The following is a 15,671-nucleotide window of genomic DNA, read 5'->3' as shown; positions in this document are numbered from 1 at the left end:
CGGATGCTGCGTCCAATAGTCGGCCGTGACCGAACCATGTCCGGCAGCAGGATGACTGGGAACGGACGCAGACCGGCGGCGGCCGATACCCTCCGTCGATGGCAGGTCTGGACGACGCTCACGATACTCGGTCTCTCGGTGGTGACGACGCTCTCGGGACTCCTCCGGCCCGGCCACTACGTCGATCCCGCGGGGATCGTCACGCTCTGGCGCGTCCAGGACCTCACGATACTCGTCGCCGGCGTCCCCGTCCTCGCGGTCGGACTCTGGTACGCCCGTCGAGGGTCACTGCAGGGTCGGATGCTCTGGCTCGGTGGCCTCGCGTACATGACCTACATGTGGACACACGCTGCTCTGCAGGTGGCCTTCAACGCCTTCTTCCTCGTGTACGCCACGCTGTTCGGTCTCTCGCTGTTCACGCTCGTCGGCGGCCTCGTCGACAGCGACCCCGGCGCGGCCGAACGAGCGCTCGCCGGCCGCATCTCCCGGACCACGTACGCCGGGTTCCTTCTGGTCATCGCGGCCGGTCTAACAGTCCTCTGGCTGTCCGACCTGCTCCCGGCGCTGCTCGCGGGGACGCCACCGCCCAACGTCGCGGAGTCGGGCCAGCAGGTGCTCGTCACGCACTTCGTCGACCTGTCGGTCGTCGTCCCGTCACTGACGATCGCCGCCGTCTGGCTCTACCGCGACCGACCCTGGGGATACCTGCTGACGGGCGTCTGCCTGGTTCTCGGTGCGACCCTCGCCGTGAGCATCGCCGCGATGACCGTCGTGATCGCGGCCGGCGTTGTACTGACCATCTCGCCGCTCGCGCTGGTGTTGACTGTGCTCCCGATCCTCCTCGCCGCCGCTGCGGCGGTCAGGTACGTCCTGTCGATCGACGAAGGCGTTCGCGGCGAAGCGACGTGAGCTCCTTCAAAGCGTGTCGACGAACGCGCGTCGCAGGACCGTCGACAGGATGTACGTCTCGTACTTCTGCGTATCGCAGTGCTCGCAGGGGGACATCTCGGCGGCGATGGCGTCGAGGTCGTCGCCGTGCTCCGAGCGGAGTCGGTCGACCAGATCCGCCATCTCCGGGGCGACGGAGGCTGCCATCTCGTCGACGCGCTCGTCGGCGCCCTCGGGGAGGCCGTACGAGAGGACGATGGTGTTCGCGCGATAGAACTTCGCCGTCCCGCCGCGGCGCTCCTCGAGCCGGGCAACTTCGACCAGCCCCGCGTCACGCAGTTCGTTGACGTGGTGGCGGACGGTATTCTCGGTCCGCTCGTACCCGCGATCGGCCAGGCGGTCGTGGATGGTGGCGACGGTCAGGGCCTCGTCGGCCAGCATGTCCAGGATCATCGCGCGCACCGGCTCGTCGACGGCGTCGGACACGGCGGTGTCGCGAACGGCGATGTCGCGCAGGTCCACGTCAGTGGCGAATTCGGCCATCGCGTGACCGTACCCCGCCCGGTGCCATAGGCCTTGGTCCGAACCCGCTACCGGTGGATCAGTCGAACGGGGTGATCGGCGCTCAATTCGCGGACCGTGCGCCGGCGGGCGGTGACACCTCCGGCAGGTCGGGGATCGAGAGGTCGACGCGCCGGAGGAGCTGTGCGTTGATCGCGACGATGACCGTGCTCAGGGACATCAGGAGTGCACCGACGGCCGGCGAGAGGAGGATGCCGATGGGCGCGAGGACGCCCGCGGCCAGTGGCAGGGCAAAGACGTTGTAGCCGGCAGCCCAGACGATGTTCTCCTGCATCTTCCGGTAGCTCGCCTTGCTCAGTTTGACGAGACGGACCACGTCCATCGGGTTGTTCTGGACGAGGATGACGTCCGCCGACTGGACTGCGACGTCGGTGCCACTCCCGATAGCAATCCCGACGTCGGCCCGCGTCAGCGCGGGCGCGTCGTTCACGCCGTCGCCGACCATCCCCACGAGCTTGCCCTGATCCTGGAGTTCCTGAACCGTCTCGTCCTTGTCCCCGGGGAGGACCTCCGCGAACACCGTGTCGATGCCCAGTTCGTCGGCGACGGCGTCGGCGACGTCCCGGGAGTCGCCGGTGAGCATCGCCACCTCGACGCCGAGGTCGTGGAGAGCGTCGACGACGCGGTAACTCTCCTCGCGGACTACGTCGGCCATCGCGAACGCAGCAACCAGCTCCCCCTCGCGAACGAGATACACCACGGTCTGGGCGTTCTGGCCGGCCTCGTCGGCGAAGCGCTGGAGGTGACCGGGAACGTCGCTATCGAGTTGGGCCAGCAGATTCGGCCCGCCGACGTACACCTCGTCACCACCGTCGGACTCGTCCGACGAGCCTCCGGCGAAGCCGGAGACGTCGACGTTCGCGCGGACGCCCCTGCCTTTGATCGCCTCGAAGTCGGTCGCGTCAGGAGTCGTGAGGTCTCGCTCTTCGGCGGCCTCGCGGACGGCCTGAGCGATCATGTGTTCGGAATCGCCCTCGACGGCTGCGGCCAGCGCGAGCGCGTCGTCTTCGTCGACGCCGTCGACGGTCGCCATATCGACGACGCCGTGTTCGCCCTCGGTGAGCGTCCCCGTCTTGTCGAAGATGATTGCGTCGAGGTTCCGCGACTCTTCCATCGCGATGCGGTCACGGACGAGCATACCGTTGCGAGCCGCGAGTGACGTGTTGATCGCGACGACCAGCGGGATCGCGAGTCCGAGCGCGTGCGGGCAGGCGATGACGAGCACCGTGACGACCCGCTCGACGACCGTCGCGTTGAACGACACCGCGATCGTCCACGCGATTGCCGTCAGGCCCGCCGCCGCGACGGCGACGTAGAACAGCCAGCCGGCGGCGCGGTCCGCCAACACCTGGGTCTGGGACTTGCTCTGCTGGGCGTCTTCGACCAGTCGCATGATCCCCGCGAGCGCCGTCTCCTCGCCCGTCGCACCGACCCGCACGCGGAGACTCCCGTCGCCGTTGATCGTCCCGCCGATGACCTCGTCGTCGGGTTCTTTCGAGACCGGTTTCGACTCGCCGGTGATCATCGACTCGTTGACGTCGGAATCGCCCTCCTCGACGACGCCGTCGGCCGGAACGCTCGCGCCCGGCCGGACGAGGACGAGATCGCCCTCGGAGAGCTCACTCACGGAGACCTCCTCGGTCTCCCCGTCGTCGGTGACCCGCTCGGCGGTGTCAGGCATCAGCTTCGCCAGTTCGTCGACAGCGCTCGAGGCCCGCCGCACCGAACGCATCTCGATCCAGTGCCCGAGCAGCATGATGTCGATCAGCGTCACGAGCTCCCAGAAGAACGCCGACTCCGTCGGGAAGAACACGCTCGCGAGGCTGTAGACGAACGCAACGGAGACGGCCATCGAGATGAGCGTCATCATTCCCGGCGACCGGTCTTTCAGTTCCGGCGCCGCCATCCGGAGGAACGGAACCCCGCCGTAGGCGAAGACGACTACTGCGAAAACCGGGTTGATCCACTCGCTGCCCGGAAACGCCGGAACGGAGAACCCGAGCCATTCCTGCAGCGTCTCGCTGTACAGGAGGACGGGGATCGACAGGAGCGTCGAGACGAAAAAGCGCCGGCGAAACAGCTGCTCGTGGCCCTCGTGCATCCCGCCGTGGCCGTCGTGTCCGCCGTCGTGGCCGTGTTCGTCGTGGTGACCGTGTCCGTCGTGCCCCGCTTCGTGGGGCGGACGCGGTTCGGTCCCGTCTTCGAGGAGGGACTGCTCGGTCCGCGACTCCCCGTGCGGTCCGTCGTGGCTACCGTGGGCATCACCGTCGTGACGCGGAGGGTCGGTGCCGTCGTTCGATGGAGGATCGGCCATTACTGGTCGATTCGCACCGGATGGGCTTCAACGTGAACGGTGACGTGAGTCGTTCCGCACGCTAAACGGGCTCGCACGCGCCGGTGCCATCGCAGCGCACCCGTTATCCGAGGAGGTACCGCGTCCACGGGTAGCGGTCGACGAGCGCCTCGCCGCCGACGTCGTACTGCTCGATGTAGGCGTCGAGACCGAGGATGCGGCCGGCGCCGAACGCGGCGACCGACAGGAACACGAGCATGTACGCGAAGTCGCCGTTGATGTAGCCGTGACTGATGTCCCAGTTCCCGAGATAGAACATGAGCATCATGAACGCGCCCCAGAACGCCGCGAGTCGCGTGAGACAGCCGACGATGAGGCCGAGGCCGATGAGGACTTCCCCCCACGGAACGGCGACGTTCACGAAGTCCACGAACGCCGGCGTCGACCCCATCGCGACGAAGAGGTCCGCAACCGGACTGCCGTTCGCGGGCGGTGCGTTCTGCAGGTAGCCCGCGGCACTGAAACTTCCAGAGAGGACCTTGTCGGCGCCGCTCTGCAGGAACGCGATTCCCATCATCAGTCGGAGGGCAAGTATGAACCAGACGCTCAGCGTGTGGAGGCGACCGTTCGCCGTGAATCCGAACACCGTGCTTTGCAGCTGGACCTCTCGGGATGACATGATACACTATAGACACTCATCAGATTCATAAAGGTACTCACTGCAGGGGGCGACAGAGCGAACGAAACGCGGCAGTGCCGACAGAACGCCTCTTGGTCCCCCGACGGGTACGCCCGCGATCGGCCACCGGGGCCCGGACCCTCCGTCGATGCCGTCGAAAACCCACGTCTCTCGAACCGGGGTGTCGTCGAGGCGGTGGTTAGCCCCGGAACCACTCGAACGGAACTGAGCAGGCCACGCGCAACCGGCAGCGAGGGGCGAGACGGCCGCGTCGGACGTCCCTACGCCGCGAGTCCGTCGGCCGAACCGCGCCCGCTCGCGTCGCTCCGGAGTTCGCGCCAGAACGCCACCGCATAGACGGCGAAGAGGCTCCCCAGGAGAGCGATGCCGACGACGTACACGACGGTGTAGAGCAACACCGCCGAGAGCGGTGGCGTCGCCGCGCTCGCCTGCGTCCCGGCGGGGAGGAGGAACGTGGAGGCTACGCCGATTCCGCCGCCGACGACGAGACTGCCGCCCATGACGACGACGAAGTAACCGGCCGTGCTGAGGACGTTTCGGCGGACGAGTCCGGCACTCTGCCTGAGGCTCTCGATGGCCGACGCCCCGTTGAGGACGATCTCCTGCGCGTAGAACTGGACGAGGAAGGCGAACGCGAGGTACGCGAGGAGGATCACGCCGACGACGAGACCCAGTCCGATCAGGCTTCCGGTGCTCGCCCCGCCCCCCGCGCCGAGCGCGATTCCGCCGAAGATGGCCACGACGAACCCGACGGCCCCGAGGACGAAACTCACGCCGAAGACGACGAGGTACGCGCCGAGCACGGAGAGGTAGTGCTCTTTCCCGGCGGCGACGAACGTCCTGAGGGACGTGCGCCCGTCGAGCGCGTCGTCGGCCATCTGCATCGTGCCGGCCTGGACGAATGGGGTCACGAGGAGCAGCACGCCGGTGAGCGCCAGCGAGAGCAGGCCCGCCACGACTGGGCTCACCGCCTGTGCGAGCAACTGCGGCGCCTGGACGAGGGCGAAGAGGCCGAAGACGACCACGAGGATCGGATTTCGCGCGAGGGCGGAGGGCGTTCGCCGGAGGGCATCGATGACGGCCATGCGGAAATATCAATTCCAATTTCGTATTAAAGATAGTGGGTCGAAGCGGTCCAGTGGAACGCCACGAGGGCGAACGCGAGTGCGGGAATCACCCGGAAGCGGTCGAGCAGCGATCCGGAGGCGTTCGGAATCGGCCGCGACCGCACCGGTCGGTTTCGAGACGCCGGGCTATAGTAGAAATTGAAACTATTTACACATCGAGGGACACCCCGGGTGCCCCTCGAGTGTGTCAGTGCGTTCAATTTCTACTATACTCGTCCATCCCGGAAGCGCCGTCGCCCGTGCGTTCGTGGACGACCATCGAAACGTCCTCGCTGGGCCGTGAGGTGATCGTCGGAACCACCTCCAGGTTCCTGTCGGAGGCCAGTTCGAGGTGGTAGTCCTGGTAGATCGTCGCGAGCAGGAGTCGGGCTTCGAGCATCGCGAACCGGTCGCCGATACACCGGCGTGGACCCGCGCTGAACGGGAAGTACGCGAGTTTGGGGAGCGACTGTTCGAGCTCTGGCGTCCAGCGTTCGGGTTCGAAGGCGAGCGGGTCGTCGTACCACCGGGAGTCCCGGTGGACGACCCACTGGTTCATGAATATCCGCGCGCCGGCGGGGATCGGGTAGCCGCCGATCTCGTCCGGCCCGCTGGCCTCGCGGACGATGCCCGGCACCGGCGGAAAGAGGCGCATCGACTCCGTGACGATCTGCTCGGTGTAGGTGAGATCGGGGAGGTCGGCCATGGTCGGGCGTCGACCGTCGAGCACCGAGTCGAGTTCGGCCACGAACTTCGACTCGACCTCCGGGTGCTGGGCGAGGAGGTAGGTGGTGTACGTCAGCGAGACCGCGGTGGTCTCGTGGCCCGCCAGGATGATCGTGATCGCCTCGTCCCGGATCTGTTCGTCCGACAGGGACACGCCCTCGTCCTCGCGCGCGGCGAGCAACATCGAGACGACGTCGTTCTCGCCGGGTTCCGCGCGCTTCCGCCGGATGATGTCGTCGACCACCTCTTCGAGGGTCTCCCGGGCGCGGTCCATCCGCCGCCGGGACGGCAGGGGCACGTCGTCCGGTAGCACGATGTTCGGAAGGCTGGTCGTCGCCGGGAGGAAGCTGTCGAGCGCGGTCCCGATGTCGTTGACGTACCGATCGATGTCGACCCCGAACAGCGCCCGCGAGACGATCCGGAGGGTCAGTTCCATCATGTCCTCGTGGATGGACCGCCGTTCTCCGTCCCGCCAGTCGTCGAGCATGTCCTCGGTCAGCGCCGTCATCATCTCGGCGTACACCTCGATCCGGTCGGGGTGGAACGCGGGCTGGACGAGGTGGCGGTTGCGTCGCCACTCCTCGCCCTCGCTGTTGAGAATGCCGTTGCCGAGCAGCGGGCCGAGCACGCGCTGGAACCGGTCGCCCTTCACGTAGTTCCCGTTGTTGTGGACCAGCACGTGCTCGACGTCCGCCGGGTGGTTGAGCTGGTAATTGTGGCCGTCGAGCCCCTCCCAGTGGACGACGTCGCCGTACTCGTCGGCCATCCGTTCTCGGAACTCGAGGCCGCCGAGGATCGACTGCGGCGTCGCCCCGACGATCGGTAGTCCCGAGGGACCGGGCGGCAACTCGCTGGCGGGGAGTTCCTCGCTCATCGAATCCGTATACGGCGGTCGTTCAGTTGGGGTCTTCCTCCAGCATACTAGAATCCTTTATACCAGTCCGTCGGCAATGCTGATGGATAGGTGACATTGATTATCGCTCGTCCACTCCGTGCATCATGAGCACTACCGCCCTCCGCTCCGCCACGCTCTCGCTCTCCGGGGCGATACACAGTTCGGTGTTCGACCAGTTCGATCGGTCGTCGGCGGTCTCGATCGTGGCGACCCGATACCTCGGCCCGGTCGAGAACGAGCAGTACGTCGGGCTGGCCGACCTGCGCGGCGACCTCGACGTCGCACGGGACCTCCTCGCGGAGAGCGACCGGGTCCTCCGGTACGACGTAGCGGGTACCGACGAGCGAGGCATCGTCTACGCGCACTATCGGAGCGCCGGTCCCGTCGGTGAGCTGCTCACGATCCTCTACGACAACGACGTCGTCCTCGACTGGCCGATCGAGCACCGACAGATGGGACCCGAGACGGAGTCCAGAATCACGATCGTCGGAACGGACGAGGGCATCCAGCAGGCGATCGCCGACATCCCCGACGTCTCCGAGCTCTCGCTCCTCCGAATCGGACAGGTGCGGGCGGGAAACGACGCGTCGCCGTTGCTGACAGAGACGCAAGCGGCACTGCTCGACCTCGCGATCGAAGCCGGATACTACGAGGTCCCCCGAGAGACGACACAGAGCGCTCTCGCCGATCGTCTGGGCATCACTCCGGGTACCGTGAGCGATCGCCTCCAGCGGATCGAACGCCGCGTGATGACTGCGTACGCCCAACGACCACCCGACGGGTCCGCGCGATAGTCAGTCGCCCAGGTCGGAACGTCGGCGACCGGACGCCTCGTCCCGCGGTCGGCTCTCCGCCGACACGCCCGCGAGGGGACTCACCCCCTCCGTGGGCGCCCCGGGCGGACCACGACGCGCCCGCTCTCCAGTTGCGACACCGACGGCGTCGCGTCGGCGTGCGGATCGAAGGCCGCGTACGCGAACGCCTGCCAGAGCACCCGTTCGGGGTACGGCCGCCCCGACAGGTCTACCCCGAGGTCCGCCGCCAGGGACGCGCGGTCGAGTTCGCCCGCGGCGGTCGGGACCGCGAGCGGATTCGGGACCCCGTCGAGGTCGAGGCCGAACGACGGGAACAGCCGGCACCCAGCGCCCCGGGCCGGATGATGGAGTTCGCGCCGGCCGGGGTACCGGACGACGAGTTCCGGCGTGACCGTCACCGAGTCGCGGTCCCCGTCAAGCGGTTCGACGTGCCGTTCGGGGAGGGAGAGCCGGTGGCGCTCCCCGGCCGATAGCTCGTAGTCGGAGCCCGCGACCGTCAGTTCGATCCCCGACTCCGACCAGTCGGTGACGGCGACGTTGGGCGTCGCGTACGACCGCACCCGGACGGTCGTCGCGTCGCCGCCGACCGTGCCGTCGACGACCAGCGTCGTGCCGTCCGCCTCCTCGGTGACGAGCGCCGGCCCGTCCGACGGGAGGGCGTCGACGCCGACGAGTTCGTGTGTACTCGCACACGCCAGTTCCCAGTCGCTCGGCGCTGCGGACGACGGGGCCAGCGCGGACCGCCAGTAGAAGACCCGCCGGGTCCCGTCGAGCTCGTAGGGAACCGCGTCCGGGACGAAGCGGCCCCCGTGAGCGGTCGGCTCCAGTTCCGGATGCTCGAGTTTCACCTCGAGGTAGGGGAGCCGGCGGACGACTGGCGAGGCGACCGCGTCCGGCGACAGCCGTCGCCATTCGACGGTCGTCGCCTCCCCGTCGGCCGGGTCGGTCTCGCTCATCGCGACCACTCAGAACGGCGCGTCGGCGCCGTAGCCTCGCGTGGATCCGCCGGTACCCTGCGAGCAGCCGCCGTTGCCCCCGCGCTGCGGCCCCCCGGTCTCGCCGTCGGCCTCGCTGTCGCCCTCGACGCTACCCGTCTCGCGGAACGACGCCTCCAGGTCCGCCAGCCGCTCGTTGATCCCGTCGGCCCGGTGGTGCATCTCGGCGACGCGGACGCGGACCAGGTCGTAGCCGTGGCGGTCGGCCAGCCCGTTCCACGCCCGGAACGATCCCACGGTCAGCGTGTCGCTCTGTGGACAGAACGGGGTCGTCGGCGTGAACTCCGCCCGGAGGACCGCGACGTCGTCACTCGCGTCGCCGGGCGCGTACGCGTCGGAGCCCGTTTCGACGGCGTCCTGGCGAGCCTGTGAGCCAGGGCTCGATGAGCTTTGCTCGTAGGCGTACCGGTAGCCGGCGTCGCGGTGGCGCACGTCGAGGTTCAACCTCGCGAGGTTGTACCCGAAGGTCATGTCGTAGACGCTCCGCTCCTCGAAGATCTCCCGCGTCAGGTCGTGAAAGTCGAGGTGCTCGTCGCCGGCGAGCACGTCGTGGCCCTCGAGGAACCGGCCCGGGTCCGGGACGTTCGCGGGAACGAACTCGTCGTACTCGTCGAAGAGGTCGTCGCCGTCCTCGCGGCCGCCGCCGAACGGGGAACTGAATCCGACCATGTGCGTACTCGGACGCCCGGGACCTCGACTCCGTCGCCGTACATCTCCGAGCCCCAGTTCAAGTGTCGGCGTGCGGGAGTATCAACGGGCCCTACGCTCCTCGGCTACTTCGGGTCGACGCGGACGCGCGTCACGTACCCTCCGCACGAACAGCGCCCCTCGTCGGAGAGTTCGACGCGGCGGTCGACGGCCCGCAACGGCCGGTAGAGGTACGTCGAAGGGTGGCCGTGGCGCTCGTGCGTGACGAGGTCGACGTGTCGCCCGGCCCGCGTCTGTTCGACGGCGTCGACGGCCTCGTCGATGGTCAGTCGCCGGTCGGCGGCGTGGTCCTCCGACTCGAGGTCGACGGTCCAGGGCCGGTCGTGGGCCGTCCGCGTCACCGGTTCGCGCCCGGCGTACGCGTTCGAGGTCACCGATCAGTCACCTCCCGCGCTGACCGTCCGTGGTCCGCTCTCGACGGTCGAACGCGGTCGTCAGCGGCGTCACAGTGCGGATCGACTGCCTCCATAGGTGGTGGTACCGTGCGGAGACCCGAGAGGACTCGGGCGAATATATCCGCCCCGCCGGCTTAGTTTCGGCCCGCGCAATCCGCTTCCGAGGGAACCCACTCGCCATGCCAGAGTCCCGCAATCGGACGGCCGGCGCGGAGACGGACGCGCTGTTCGACAGGTACACGCTTCCCAGGGTCGCCCTGACCGTCATCCTCGCGGTGTCGCTCGTCGGGACGTGGGTGACCACGCGCCTCGAGGGCGGCGGCCCGGGACTCACCGTCGCGAAGTGGGAGTACTTTGTCGCGCTGGGCGTTCTCACCGGCGGGCTGGTCTGGAAGCACCTCTTCGTCCGGCCGGCGGATCTGGGGACCGACGCCGCCGACTACTGCGCCGAGATGTACGAACGGTTCGACCGGATCGCGCTGGGCGCGCTGGCCGTCCTGACCGCGAGCGGGGTCGTCGTCCTCGGCGACTACGTCGCGGCGTTCGGACCGACGCCGCCCGCGTACGGCTTCGGTGCGCTGCTGGCGTCGTTCGTCGCGGTCGGGACCGCGACGACGGTCCGCAGCGGCCCCGTCGAAGCCCAGTTCCGGAGCCCGAGCGGCATCGGCGCACTCGCTCTCGCGCTCGCGCTGGTCGCCGCGACGGCCGTCGCAGAGGTGGCGACGCGGGGGTTCGATCCCGTCGCCGCCGTCGTCCGCACGCTGCACCTCCTCGCGTTCGCGGTGTGGCTCGGCGGGGCCGTCTGGAACATCTTCGTCGCGGTGCCGACCGGGCAGAAGCGGCCGACCGTGGCGGTCGTCCGCGCGGCCGGCGAGCAACTGGAGCGGTTCCGCTGGGCCGTCCGGTTCGTCTTCCCCGCGATCTTCCTGACGGGCCTCTACCAGGCGGTCGACGGGCTCGGAACGGCTCCCGGGACGTACCTCGACAGCGCCGTCGGTCTCGCCGTCCTGGCGAAGGTCGGGTTCGTGGGCCTGCTGATAGTCATTTTCGAGCTCTGCCCGATGTGGCGGGCCTGCTCCCCCATCGAGGGGGTCTGCGAACTGGACGACCTCGGCGGACCCGGGACGGACGGCGGCCCAGCGACGGACGACGGGCCGGTCGGCGACGGGGAGGTGACGGGCGATGACTGACAGCGCGGTCCCCGACGAGGCGCCCGACGTCGAACCGGACATGACCGTCGACAACCGCGGCCGGGGCTGTGCCAGCGGCATCGCCCGCGTCCAGCGCGCGCTCGAGGACCTCCCCGACGGCGCGGTGCTGGTCGTCAGGAGCACTGACAGGCGGGCGAAGCGGGAGTACCCGCGACTGGCCGAGCAGACCGCCCACGAACTGCTCGCCATCGAGAGCGAGCGCGGCCGGTTCCTCCGGACGGAGTACGCGACGTACCTCGAGATCCACGGCCAGTGAGCGCGGCGGGCCGGACCAGCCGTCGCGGCTCCAGACAGCGGCGAACGTCAGCCTCTTGCGACTGGCGGGGACAACGGGGGACGAGCCGAGATGGTCGAGGACGACGCCGGCCCGGACCGCGACCCGACGAGCCCAGACGAGGCGACGGGTCACGACGAGACGGCTGGCCACGACGAGGCGGCTGGATCCGGGTCGAGCGCCGTCGACAGCCTCGCCGACGCGCTCCGGACGCTCGACCCCGCCTACTTCGGGCTCGCCATGTCGACGGGCATCGTCTCCATCGCCTTCCGGGGACTGGGCGTCGAGGCGGTCGCACTGCCGCTGTCGGTGTTCAACGTCGGCTGTTACGCCCTGCTGGTCGCACTCTTCGGGGCGAAGACGGCCCGCTTCCCCGGCACCGTCCTCGCCGATCTCCGGAACAGCAAGCGCCACTGGGGGACGCTGACGTTCGTCGTCGCGACGAACACCGTCGGGACGCAGCTCGTCCTCTTCTTCGACGAGGTCACGGCGGCGGCGATCCTCTGGTCGACCACCGTCGTCGCCACGCCGGTCCTCCTGTACTACCTGTTCGCCGTCGAGATCGTCGGGCCGCGGGAGTCGGCCGCTCGCGAGCGCGTCGACGGCGCCTTCCTGCTCGCGATCGTCTGCATGCAGTCGCTGGCCGTCCTCGGAGCGCTGCTCGCAGACTCGCTGTCGACCTACGTCGACGAGGTCGTCCTGTTGAGCATGGGGTACTGGGGGTCCGGCTTCGTCCTCTACTTCGTCGTCGTCACCGTCGTGACCTACCGCCTGCTGGACGGGGCCGTCCGCCCCAGCGACTGGACCGGGCCGTACTGGATCACGATGGGCGCCGCGGCGATCACGACGCTGGCGGGGGCCACGCTCGGCCCGCGCCTGTCGGCGTTCCCGGCGTGGGAACCGTACGTCGAGATCACGCTGGGGATCACGTTCCTCGCGTGGGCCATCGCGTCGTGGTGGATCCCGCTGCTGCTCGCCATCGACGTCTGGAGCTTCCTCACTGCAGACGACGGGCGGCCACCGGCGTGGGTGATCGCGGTCCCCTGGGCGCGGCTCGCCTTCGGCCGGCGCCGCAACGCGTACAGCCCTGGCGCCTGGGGACGGGTCTTCCCGATGGGGATGTACACGGCCTGTACGGTCAACCTGGCCGGCGTGCACACGTTCAGCCCGCTCGGAATCGTCCCCGCATACTGGGGCTGGTTCGCGCTGTTCGTCTGGGGGCTGACCTTCGTCGGCATGGTCCGCGCAGCGGGGCGAGCTATCGCCGGCGCAGCACCCGCGGCGACCGGCGGGCCCGGATCCCGGTCGCCGTAGCGACGGCGACAGTCCGGGGACGTCCGGACCGCCGGCGATCGGCCGTTCCCACCTTTTGGGTACCGTGACGAACCGATTCGACGCAGGACCCATCCGTGTGCTCTCGGTCGTACACGGGTACGGAGATGACTACCGAGATCGACCTGCGGGAGACGCCGGAGAGCGACCACCGAGAGCGCCTGTTCGACGCGCTGTCGGCGGCCGACGCTGGCGAGGAGTTCGACGTCGTGGCCGACCGAGACGTCGACGCCGATCTGCTCAGACACCAGATCGAACACGAGCGCGACCTGGAGTGGGAGCACGCCGACCCGGACGCGGAGCCCCGTGAGCACCACGTGGTCGCGGGCGAACCCCTCGGGGACGACGCGTTCCCGTCGATCGACGTGCGGGACCTGAAGCCCCAGCGGCGCCACGAGGCGCTGCTGTCGGCGTTCGACCAGCTCGAGCCCGACGAGGGGTTCGTGCTGGTCAACGACCACGACCCCAAGCCGCTGTACCACGAACTCCGATCGATGCACGGCGAAGTGATCCACTGGGAGTACCGGAGCCGCGGCGGCGACGGCTGGCGCGTCGAGGTCGGCAAGACGGGAGAGTCGACGGCCGGCGATCGGGACGTCGTCACGCGGTTCGACGTCCGCGACATCCCCAAGCAGGAGCGCCACCCGACGATCCACCACCGGTACGGGATGCTCCCCGAGGACGGGACGATGGAGCTGATCGCCCCGCACGAGCCGCGGCCGCTCCAGCAGGAGTTCCGCCAGCGGTACGGCGACGCCTTCGAGTGGCAGGTCGTCGAGCACGAGCAGGGCCGCTGTCGCGTCCACGTCACGAAGCTGGCGGCGGCGGAAGCTGCGTCGGCCGACGACGACGGAGGAGCGGCGTCGGCCGCGGACGAGACCACCGCGTCACCGGACGACGGGGCCGTCGAGGTCACCCAGGAACTCGACGTCCGGGAGCGCCCGCCCGCACAGCGCCACGAGCAGATCTTCGCCGCCTACGCCGACCTGAACCTCGGCGAGGGGTTCGTGCTGGTCAACGACCACGATCCGAAGCCGCTGTACCACCAGTTCGAGGCCGAGGCCGGCGACGCGTTCCGCTGGGAGTACCGCCGGAAAGAGCCCGGCGAGTTCCGCGTCCTGATCGGCAAGGCGGAGGGCGCGACCGCCGACGCGTCCGTCGGCTCGACCGGCGGCCACTCCTGCGGCGAGCACGACGCGCCGTTCTGAGCGCAGCGGATCGACCGCTGTGGGCCCCGTGGATCTCGGATGCGTCAGGACCCGCGGACGACGCCGACGGCCACGAGGCCGGTCAGCGCGACCAGCACGAGCACTTTCAGTCCGACGAAGGGCCCGACCGGCGACGCGGCGAGCGCCGACAACGAGAATCCGACGAGCCGGACGGTCTGGTAGGTCCCGGTCGCGAGCAGCAGGACGACGACCGCGGGGAGGTGTCGGCGGAACGCTTTCGCCTGTGACTTCAGCGTCGCCGCGGCGTCGGGGCGGGTGCGCGCCGTCGGAAGGACAACGAAGTTGTGCCAGACCGCGCCGCCGACCCACAGGGCGAAGGCGCCGACGTGGACGAGCCGGACGAGCCAGTCGGTCGCCGTCGTGCCCGTCTCCAGCCAGGCGAACCCCGCCAGGGCGACGAGCGCGGCCGCGAACAGTCCCGTCCGGAGGACCGGCTGCCGGTCTCGCTCCCAGTCGGGCCGCGGCCGTCGGAGGCCGAGCCACAGCAGCGGGGCGGCGACGAGTCCGACCCCGATCGCCCCGGTGCCGACGGCCCGCGACGCGTCGTTCGTGGCGAGGGAGGCCACGCCGGCGACGGTGAACGCCGCGACGGCGGCCGTCTCGACCCGCCGCCAGCGAGCGTCCACGCGTCGGGCGTCGGCCGCGTCGTCGAAGGCGGACCCGTCGAACAGTCGCAGCCGCCAGTAGAGACCGCCGACGAGCGCACCGGTCGTCACCGCGACCAGCCACGTGACCGCTCGCGCTGTGATCGGAGCGCCGAACCGCGCGACCCAGACGCCGCCGATCGAGGCGACCACGAGCAGTCCGAAGACGATCCGTGGCTTGAGGGCACGCGCCGATATCGCTTGCCCGGGCGGAAAGCGGCTCTCGTTCTCGCTCTCGCTCATCGATTCGATTTAGGTGAGCCTAAACTAAGAGGGAGGCCCGTAGATGTTCGGCCGGTCGGATCACCGACGGGCCGTCCCGCGGGTCGCCCGATCCGACGCGAAGGGATTCGGGGGGACGCTTTCCCTCGCCGATGACAGACTGTGGCCTATGTCAGAGAGCCGAACGCGCACGTCGGCGACGCCTCGGTCCGCCGCGTCCGACGTCGAGCGGGGAGCGGCGCGATACCTCTTCGCGGTCGCCGTGCTGTCGGAGCCCGACGGCGAGCGCGTCACGACCGGAGAACTCCGGGAGCACCTGGACGTGACGCCCGCCAGCGCCTCGGAGATGGTCGCCAGGCTCGCCGACCGCGGACTGGTAGACTACGAGAGTTACCAGGGCGTGCGGCTCACCGACCGCGGGACGACGGTCGCCGAGCGCGTCGCCTGGCAGTTCTGCGTCGTCTCGACGTTCTTCGAGTCCGAGCTCGACGCCGCGATCGACGACCGGACGGCCTTCGACGTCGCCTTCGCGCTGCCGAGCGACGGCCTGTCGAACCTCCGGGACCTCGTCGGCGGGTCGTGTCTCGGACTGTGCCCCGAGTCCGCCGGCGAGGGCGACGAGTGCTCCGCCTGACGCAGAGTGGCGTGCAGACGTC

General features: G+C 69.2%; 16 protein-coding genes. 7 read left to right on the top strand and 9 right to left on the bottom strand.

Annotation, left to right across the window (positions count from 1 at the left end):
- The first annotated feature begins 36 nt into the window (after positions 1 to 36).
- On the top strand, positions 37 to 909 hold the full coding sequence (locus tag LCY71_RS19430; RefSeq protein WP_225336547.1) for a hypothetical protein: 873 nt from the start codon (positions 37 to 39) through the stop codon (positions 907 to 909).
- A 6-nt stretch (positions 910 to 915) separates the two neighbouring features.
- Here LCY71_RS19430 and LCY71_RS19425 read toward each other — a convergent pair whose 3' ends face one another.
- From LCY71_RS19425 to LCY71_RS19405, 5 genes are all read right to left on the bottom strand, one after another.
- The gene (locus LCY71_RS19425) at positions 916 to 1,431 is read right to left on the bottom strand and encodes an ArsR/SmtB family transcription factor (RefSeq protein ID WP_225336546.1); all 516 of its coding nucleotides are present in this window, start codon (positions 1,429 to 1,431) and stop codon (positions 916 to 918) included.
- A gap of 82 nt (positions 1,432 to 1,513) precedes the next feature.
- A complete protein-coding gene (locus tag LCY71_RS19420) occupies positions 1,514 to 3,571 on the bottom strand; it encodes a heavy metal translocating P-type ATPase (protein ID WP_225336624.1) in 2,058 nt (685 codons plus the stop codon).
- Positions 3,572 to 3,887: 316 nt separating this feature from the next.
- On the bottom strand, positions 3,888 to 4,442 hold the full coding sequence (locus tag LCY71_RS19415) for a DoxX family protein (protein ID WP_225336545.1): 555 nt from the start codon (positions 4,440 to 4,442) through the stop codon (positions 3,888 to 3,890).
- 281 nt (positions 4,443 to 4,723) lie between these two features.
- A complete protein-coding gene (locus LCY71_RS19410; protein ID WP_225336544.1) occupies positions 4,724 to 5,548 on the bottom strand; it encodes a DUF7847 domain-containing protein in 825 nt (274 codons plus the stop codon).
- Between the two features lie 238 nt (positions 5,549 to 5,786).
- Positions 5,787 to 7,169, bottom strand: a complete 1,383-nt coding sequence (locus LCY71_RS19405; protein ID WP_225336543.1) for a cytochrome P450 — start codon at positions 7,167 to 7,169, stop codon at positions 5,787 to 5,789.
- A 125-nt stretch (positions 7,170 to 7,294) separates the two neighbouring features.
- Here LCY71_RS19405 and LCY71_RS19400 point away from each other — a divergent pair, with 125 nt between their 5' ends.
- Positions 7,295 to 7,984: a helix-turn-helix domain-containing protein gene (locus LCY71_RS19400; RefSeq protein WP_225336542.1), complete on the top strand. Its 690-nt coding sequence runs from the start codon at positions 7,295 to 7,297 to the stop codon at positions 7,982 to 7,984.
- An 80-nt stretch (positions 7,985 to 8,064) separates the two neighbouring features.
- On the opposite strand, the gene LCY71_RS19395 is transcribed toward LCY71_RS19400, so the two are convergent.
- The 3 genes from LCY71_RS19395 to LCY71_RS19385 form a co-directional block, all read right to left on the bottom strand.
- On the bottom strand, positions 8,065 to 8,961 hold the full coding sequence (locus tag LCY71_RS19395; protein WP_225336541.1) for a hypothetical protein: 897 nt from the start codon (positions 8,959 to 8,961) through the stop codon (positions 8,065 to 8,067).
- 9 nt (positions 8,962 to 8,970) lie between these two features.
- Positions 8,971 to 9,669, bottom strand: coding sequence for a DUF7998 family protein (locus LCY71_RS19390; protein WP_225336540.1), 699 nt, complete (start codon positions 9,667 to 9,669; stop codon positions 8,971 to 8,973).
- Between the two features lie 104 nt (positions 9,670 to 9,773).
- Positions 9,774 to 10,082: a CGCGG family putative rSAM-modified RiPP protein gene (locus LCY71_RS19385; RefSeq protein WP_225336539.1), complete on the bottom strand. Its 309-nt coding sequence runs from the start codon at positions 10,080 to 10,082 to the stop codon at positions 9,774 to 9,776.
- A gap of 200 nt (positions 10,083 to 10,282) precedes the next feature.
- Here LCY71_RS19385 and LCY71_RS19380 point away from each other — a divergent pair, with 200 nt between their 5' ends.
- From LCY71_RS19380 to LCY71_RS19365, 4 genes are all read left to right on the top strand, one after another.
- Positions 10,283 to 11,293 (top strand): hypothetical protein, encoded by a 1,011-nt coding sequence (locus LCY71_RS19380; RefSeq protein ID WP_225336538.1) that lies wholly within the window; start codon positions 10,283 to 10,285, stop codon positions 11,291 to 11,293.
- A complete protein-coding gene (locus LCY71_RS19375) occupies positions 11,286 to 11,570 on the top strand; it encodes a sulfurtransferase TusA family protein (RefSeq protein ID WP_225336537.1) in 285 nt (94 codons plus the stop codon). Before LCY71_RS19380 ends, LCY71_RS19375 begins: the two co-directional genes overlap by 8 nt.
- A gap of 90 nt (positions 11,571 to 11,660) precedes the next feature.
- Positions 11,661 to 12,902: a tellurite resistance/C4-dicarboxylate transporter family protein gene (locus LCY71_RS19370; protein WP_225336536.1), complete on the top strand. Its 1,242-nt coding sequence runs from the start codon at positions 11,661 to 11,663 to the stop codon at positions 12,900 to 12,902.
- A gap of 125 nt (positions 12,903 to 13,027) precedes the next feature.
- Positions 13,028 to 14,128, top strand: a complete 1,101-nt coding sequence (locus LCY71_RS19365; RefSeq protein WP_225336535.1) for a DUF2249 domain-containing protein — start codon at positions 13,028 to 13,030, stop codon at positions 14,126 to 14,128.
- A 44-nt stretch (positions 14,129 to 14,172) separates the two neighbouring features.
- Here the strand turns inward: LCY71_RS19365 and LCY71_RS19360 are convergent, their stop codons facing one another.
- Positions 14,173 to 15,036, bottom strand: a complete 864-nt coding sequence (locus LCY71_RS19360) for a hypothetical protein (RefSeq protein WP_225336534.1) — start codon at positions 15,034 to 15,036, stop codon at positions 14,173 to 14,175.
- Between the two features lie 148 nt (positions 15,037 to 15,184).
- On the opposite strand from LCY71_RS19360, the gene LCY71_RS19355 reads away from it, so the two are divergent.
- Positions 15,185 to 15,649, top strand: a complete 465-nt coding sequence (locus LCY71_RS19355; protein ID WP_225336533.1) for a metal-dependent transcriptional regulator — start codon at positions 15,185 to 15,187, stop codon at positions 15,647 to 15,649.
- Positions 15,650 to 15,671 lie beyond the last annotated feature (22 nt).

The sequence above is a fragment of the Halomicrobium urmianum genome, from assembly GCF_020217425.1.
In the GTDB taxonomy this organism is placed as follows: domain Archaea; phylum Halobacteriota; class Halobacteria; order Halobacteriales; family Haloarculaceae; genus Halomicrobium; species Halomicrobium urmianum.
This window is presented reverse-complemented; position numbering and strand designations above follow the sequence as displayed.

What these genes read in the sequence shown, in the direction of transcription:
- LCY71_RS19430 (WP_225336547.1), top strand. Translation starts at nt 37, where the DNA reads ATGTCCGGCAGCAGGATGACTGGGAACGGACGCAGACCGGCGGCGGCC.
- LCY71_RS19425 (WP_225336546.1), bottom strand. Translation starts at nt 1,431, where the DNA reads ATGGCCGAATTCGCCACTGACGTGGACCTGCGCGACATCGCCGTTCGC.
- LCY71_RS19420 (WP_225336624.1), bottom strand. Translation starts at nt 3,571, where the DNA reads ATGCACGAGGGCCACGAGCAGCTGTTTCGCCGGCGCTTTTTCGTCTCG.
- LCY71_RS19415 (WP_225336545.1), bottom strand. Translation starts at nt 4,442, where the DNA reads ATGTCATCCCGAGAGGTCCAGCTGCAAAGCACGGTGTTCGGATTCACG.
- LCY71_RS19410 (WP_225336544.1), bottom strand. Translation starts at nt 5,548, where the DNA reads ATGGCCGTCATCGATGCCCTCCGGCGAACGCCCTCCGCCCTCGCGCGA.
- LCY71_RS19405 (WP_225336543.1), bottom strand. Translation starts at nt 7,169, where the DNA reads ATGAGCGAGGAACTCCCCGCCAGCGAGTTGCCGCCCGGTCCCTCGGGA.
- LCY71_RS19400 (WP_225336542.1), top strand. Translation starts at nt 7,295, where the DNA reads ATGAGCACTACCGCCCTCCGCTCCGCCACGCTCTCGCTCTCCGGGGCG.
- LCY71_RS19395 (WP_225336541.1), bottom strand. Translation starts at nt 8,961, where the DNA reads ATGAGCGAGACCGACCCGGCCGACGGGGAGGCGACGACCGTCGAATGG.
- LCY71_RS19390 (WP_225336540.1), bottom strand. Translation starts at nt 9,669, where the DNA reads ATGGTCGGATTCAGTTCCCCGTTCGGCGGCGGCCGCGAGGACGGCGAC.
- LCY71_RS19380 (WP_225336538.1), top strand. Translation starts at nt 10,283, where the DNA reads ATGCCAGAGTCCCGCAATCGGACGGCCGGCGCGGAGACGGACGCGCTG.
- LCY71_RS19375 (WP_225336537.1), top strand. Translation starts at nt 11,286, where the DNA reads ATGACTGACAGCGCGGTCCCCGACGAGGCGCCCGACGTCGAACCGGAC.
- LCY71_RS19370 (WP_225336536.1), top strand. Translation starts at nt 11,661, where the DNA reads ATGGTCGAGGACGACGCCGGCCCGGACCGCGACCCGACGAGCCCAGAC.
- LCY71_RS19365 (WP_225336535.1), top strand. Translation starts at nt 13,028, where the DNA reads ATGACTACCGAGATCGACCTGCGGGAGACGCCGGAGAGCGACCACCGA.
- LCY71_RS19360 (WP_225336534.1), bottom strand. Translation starts at nt 15,036, where the DNA reads ATGAGCGAGAGCGAGAACGAGAGCCGCTTTCCGCCCGGGCAAGCGATA.
- LCY71_RS19355 (WP_225336533.1), top strand. Translation starts at nt 15,185, where the DNA reads ATGTCAGAGAGCCGAACGCGCACGTCGGCGACGCCTCGGTCCGCCGCG.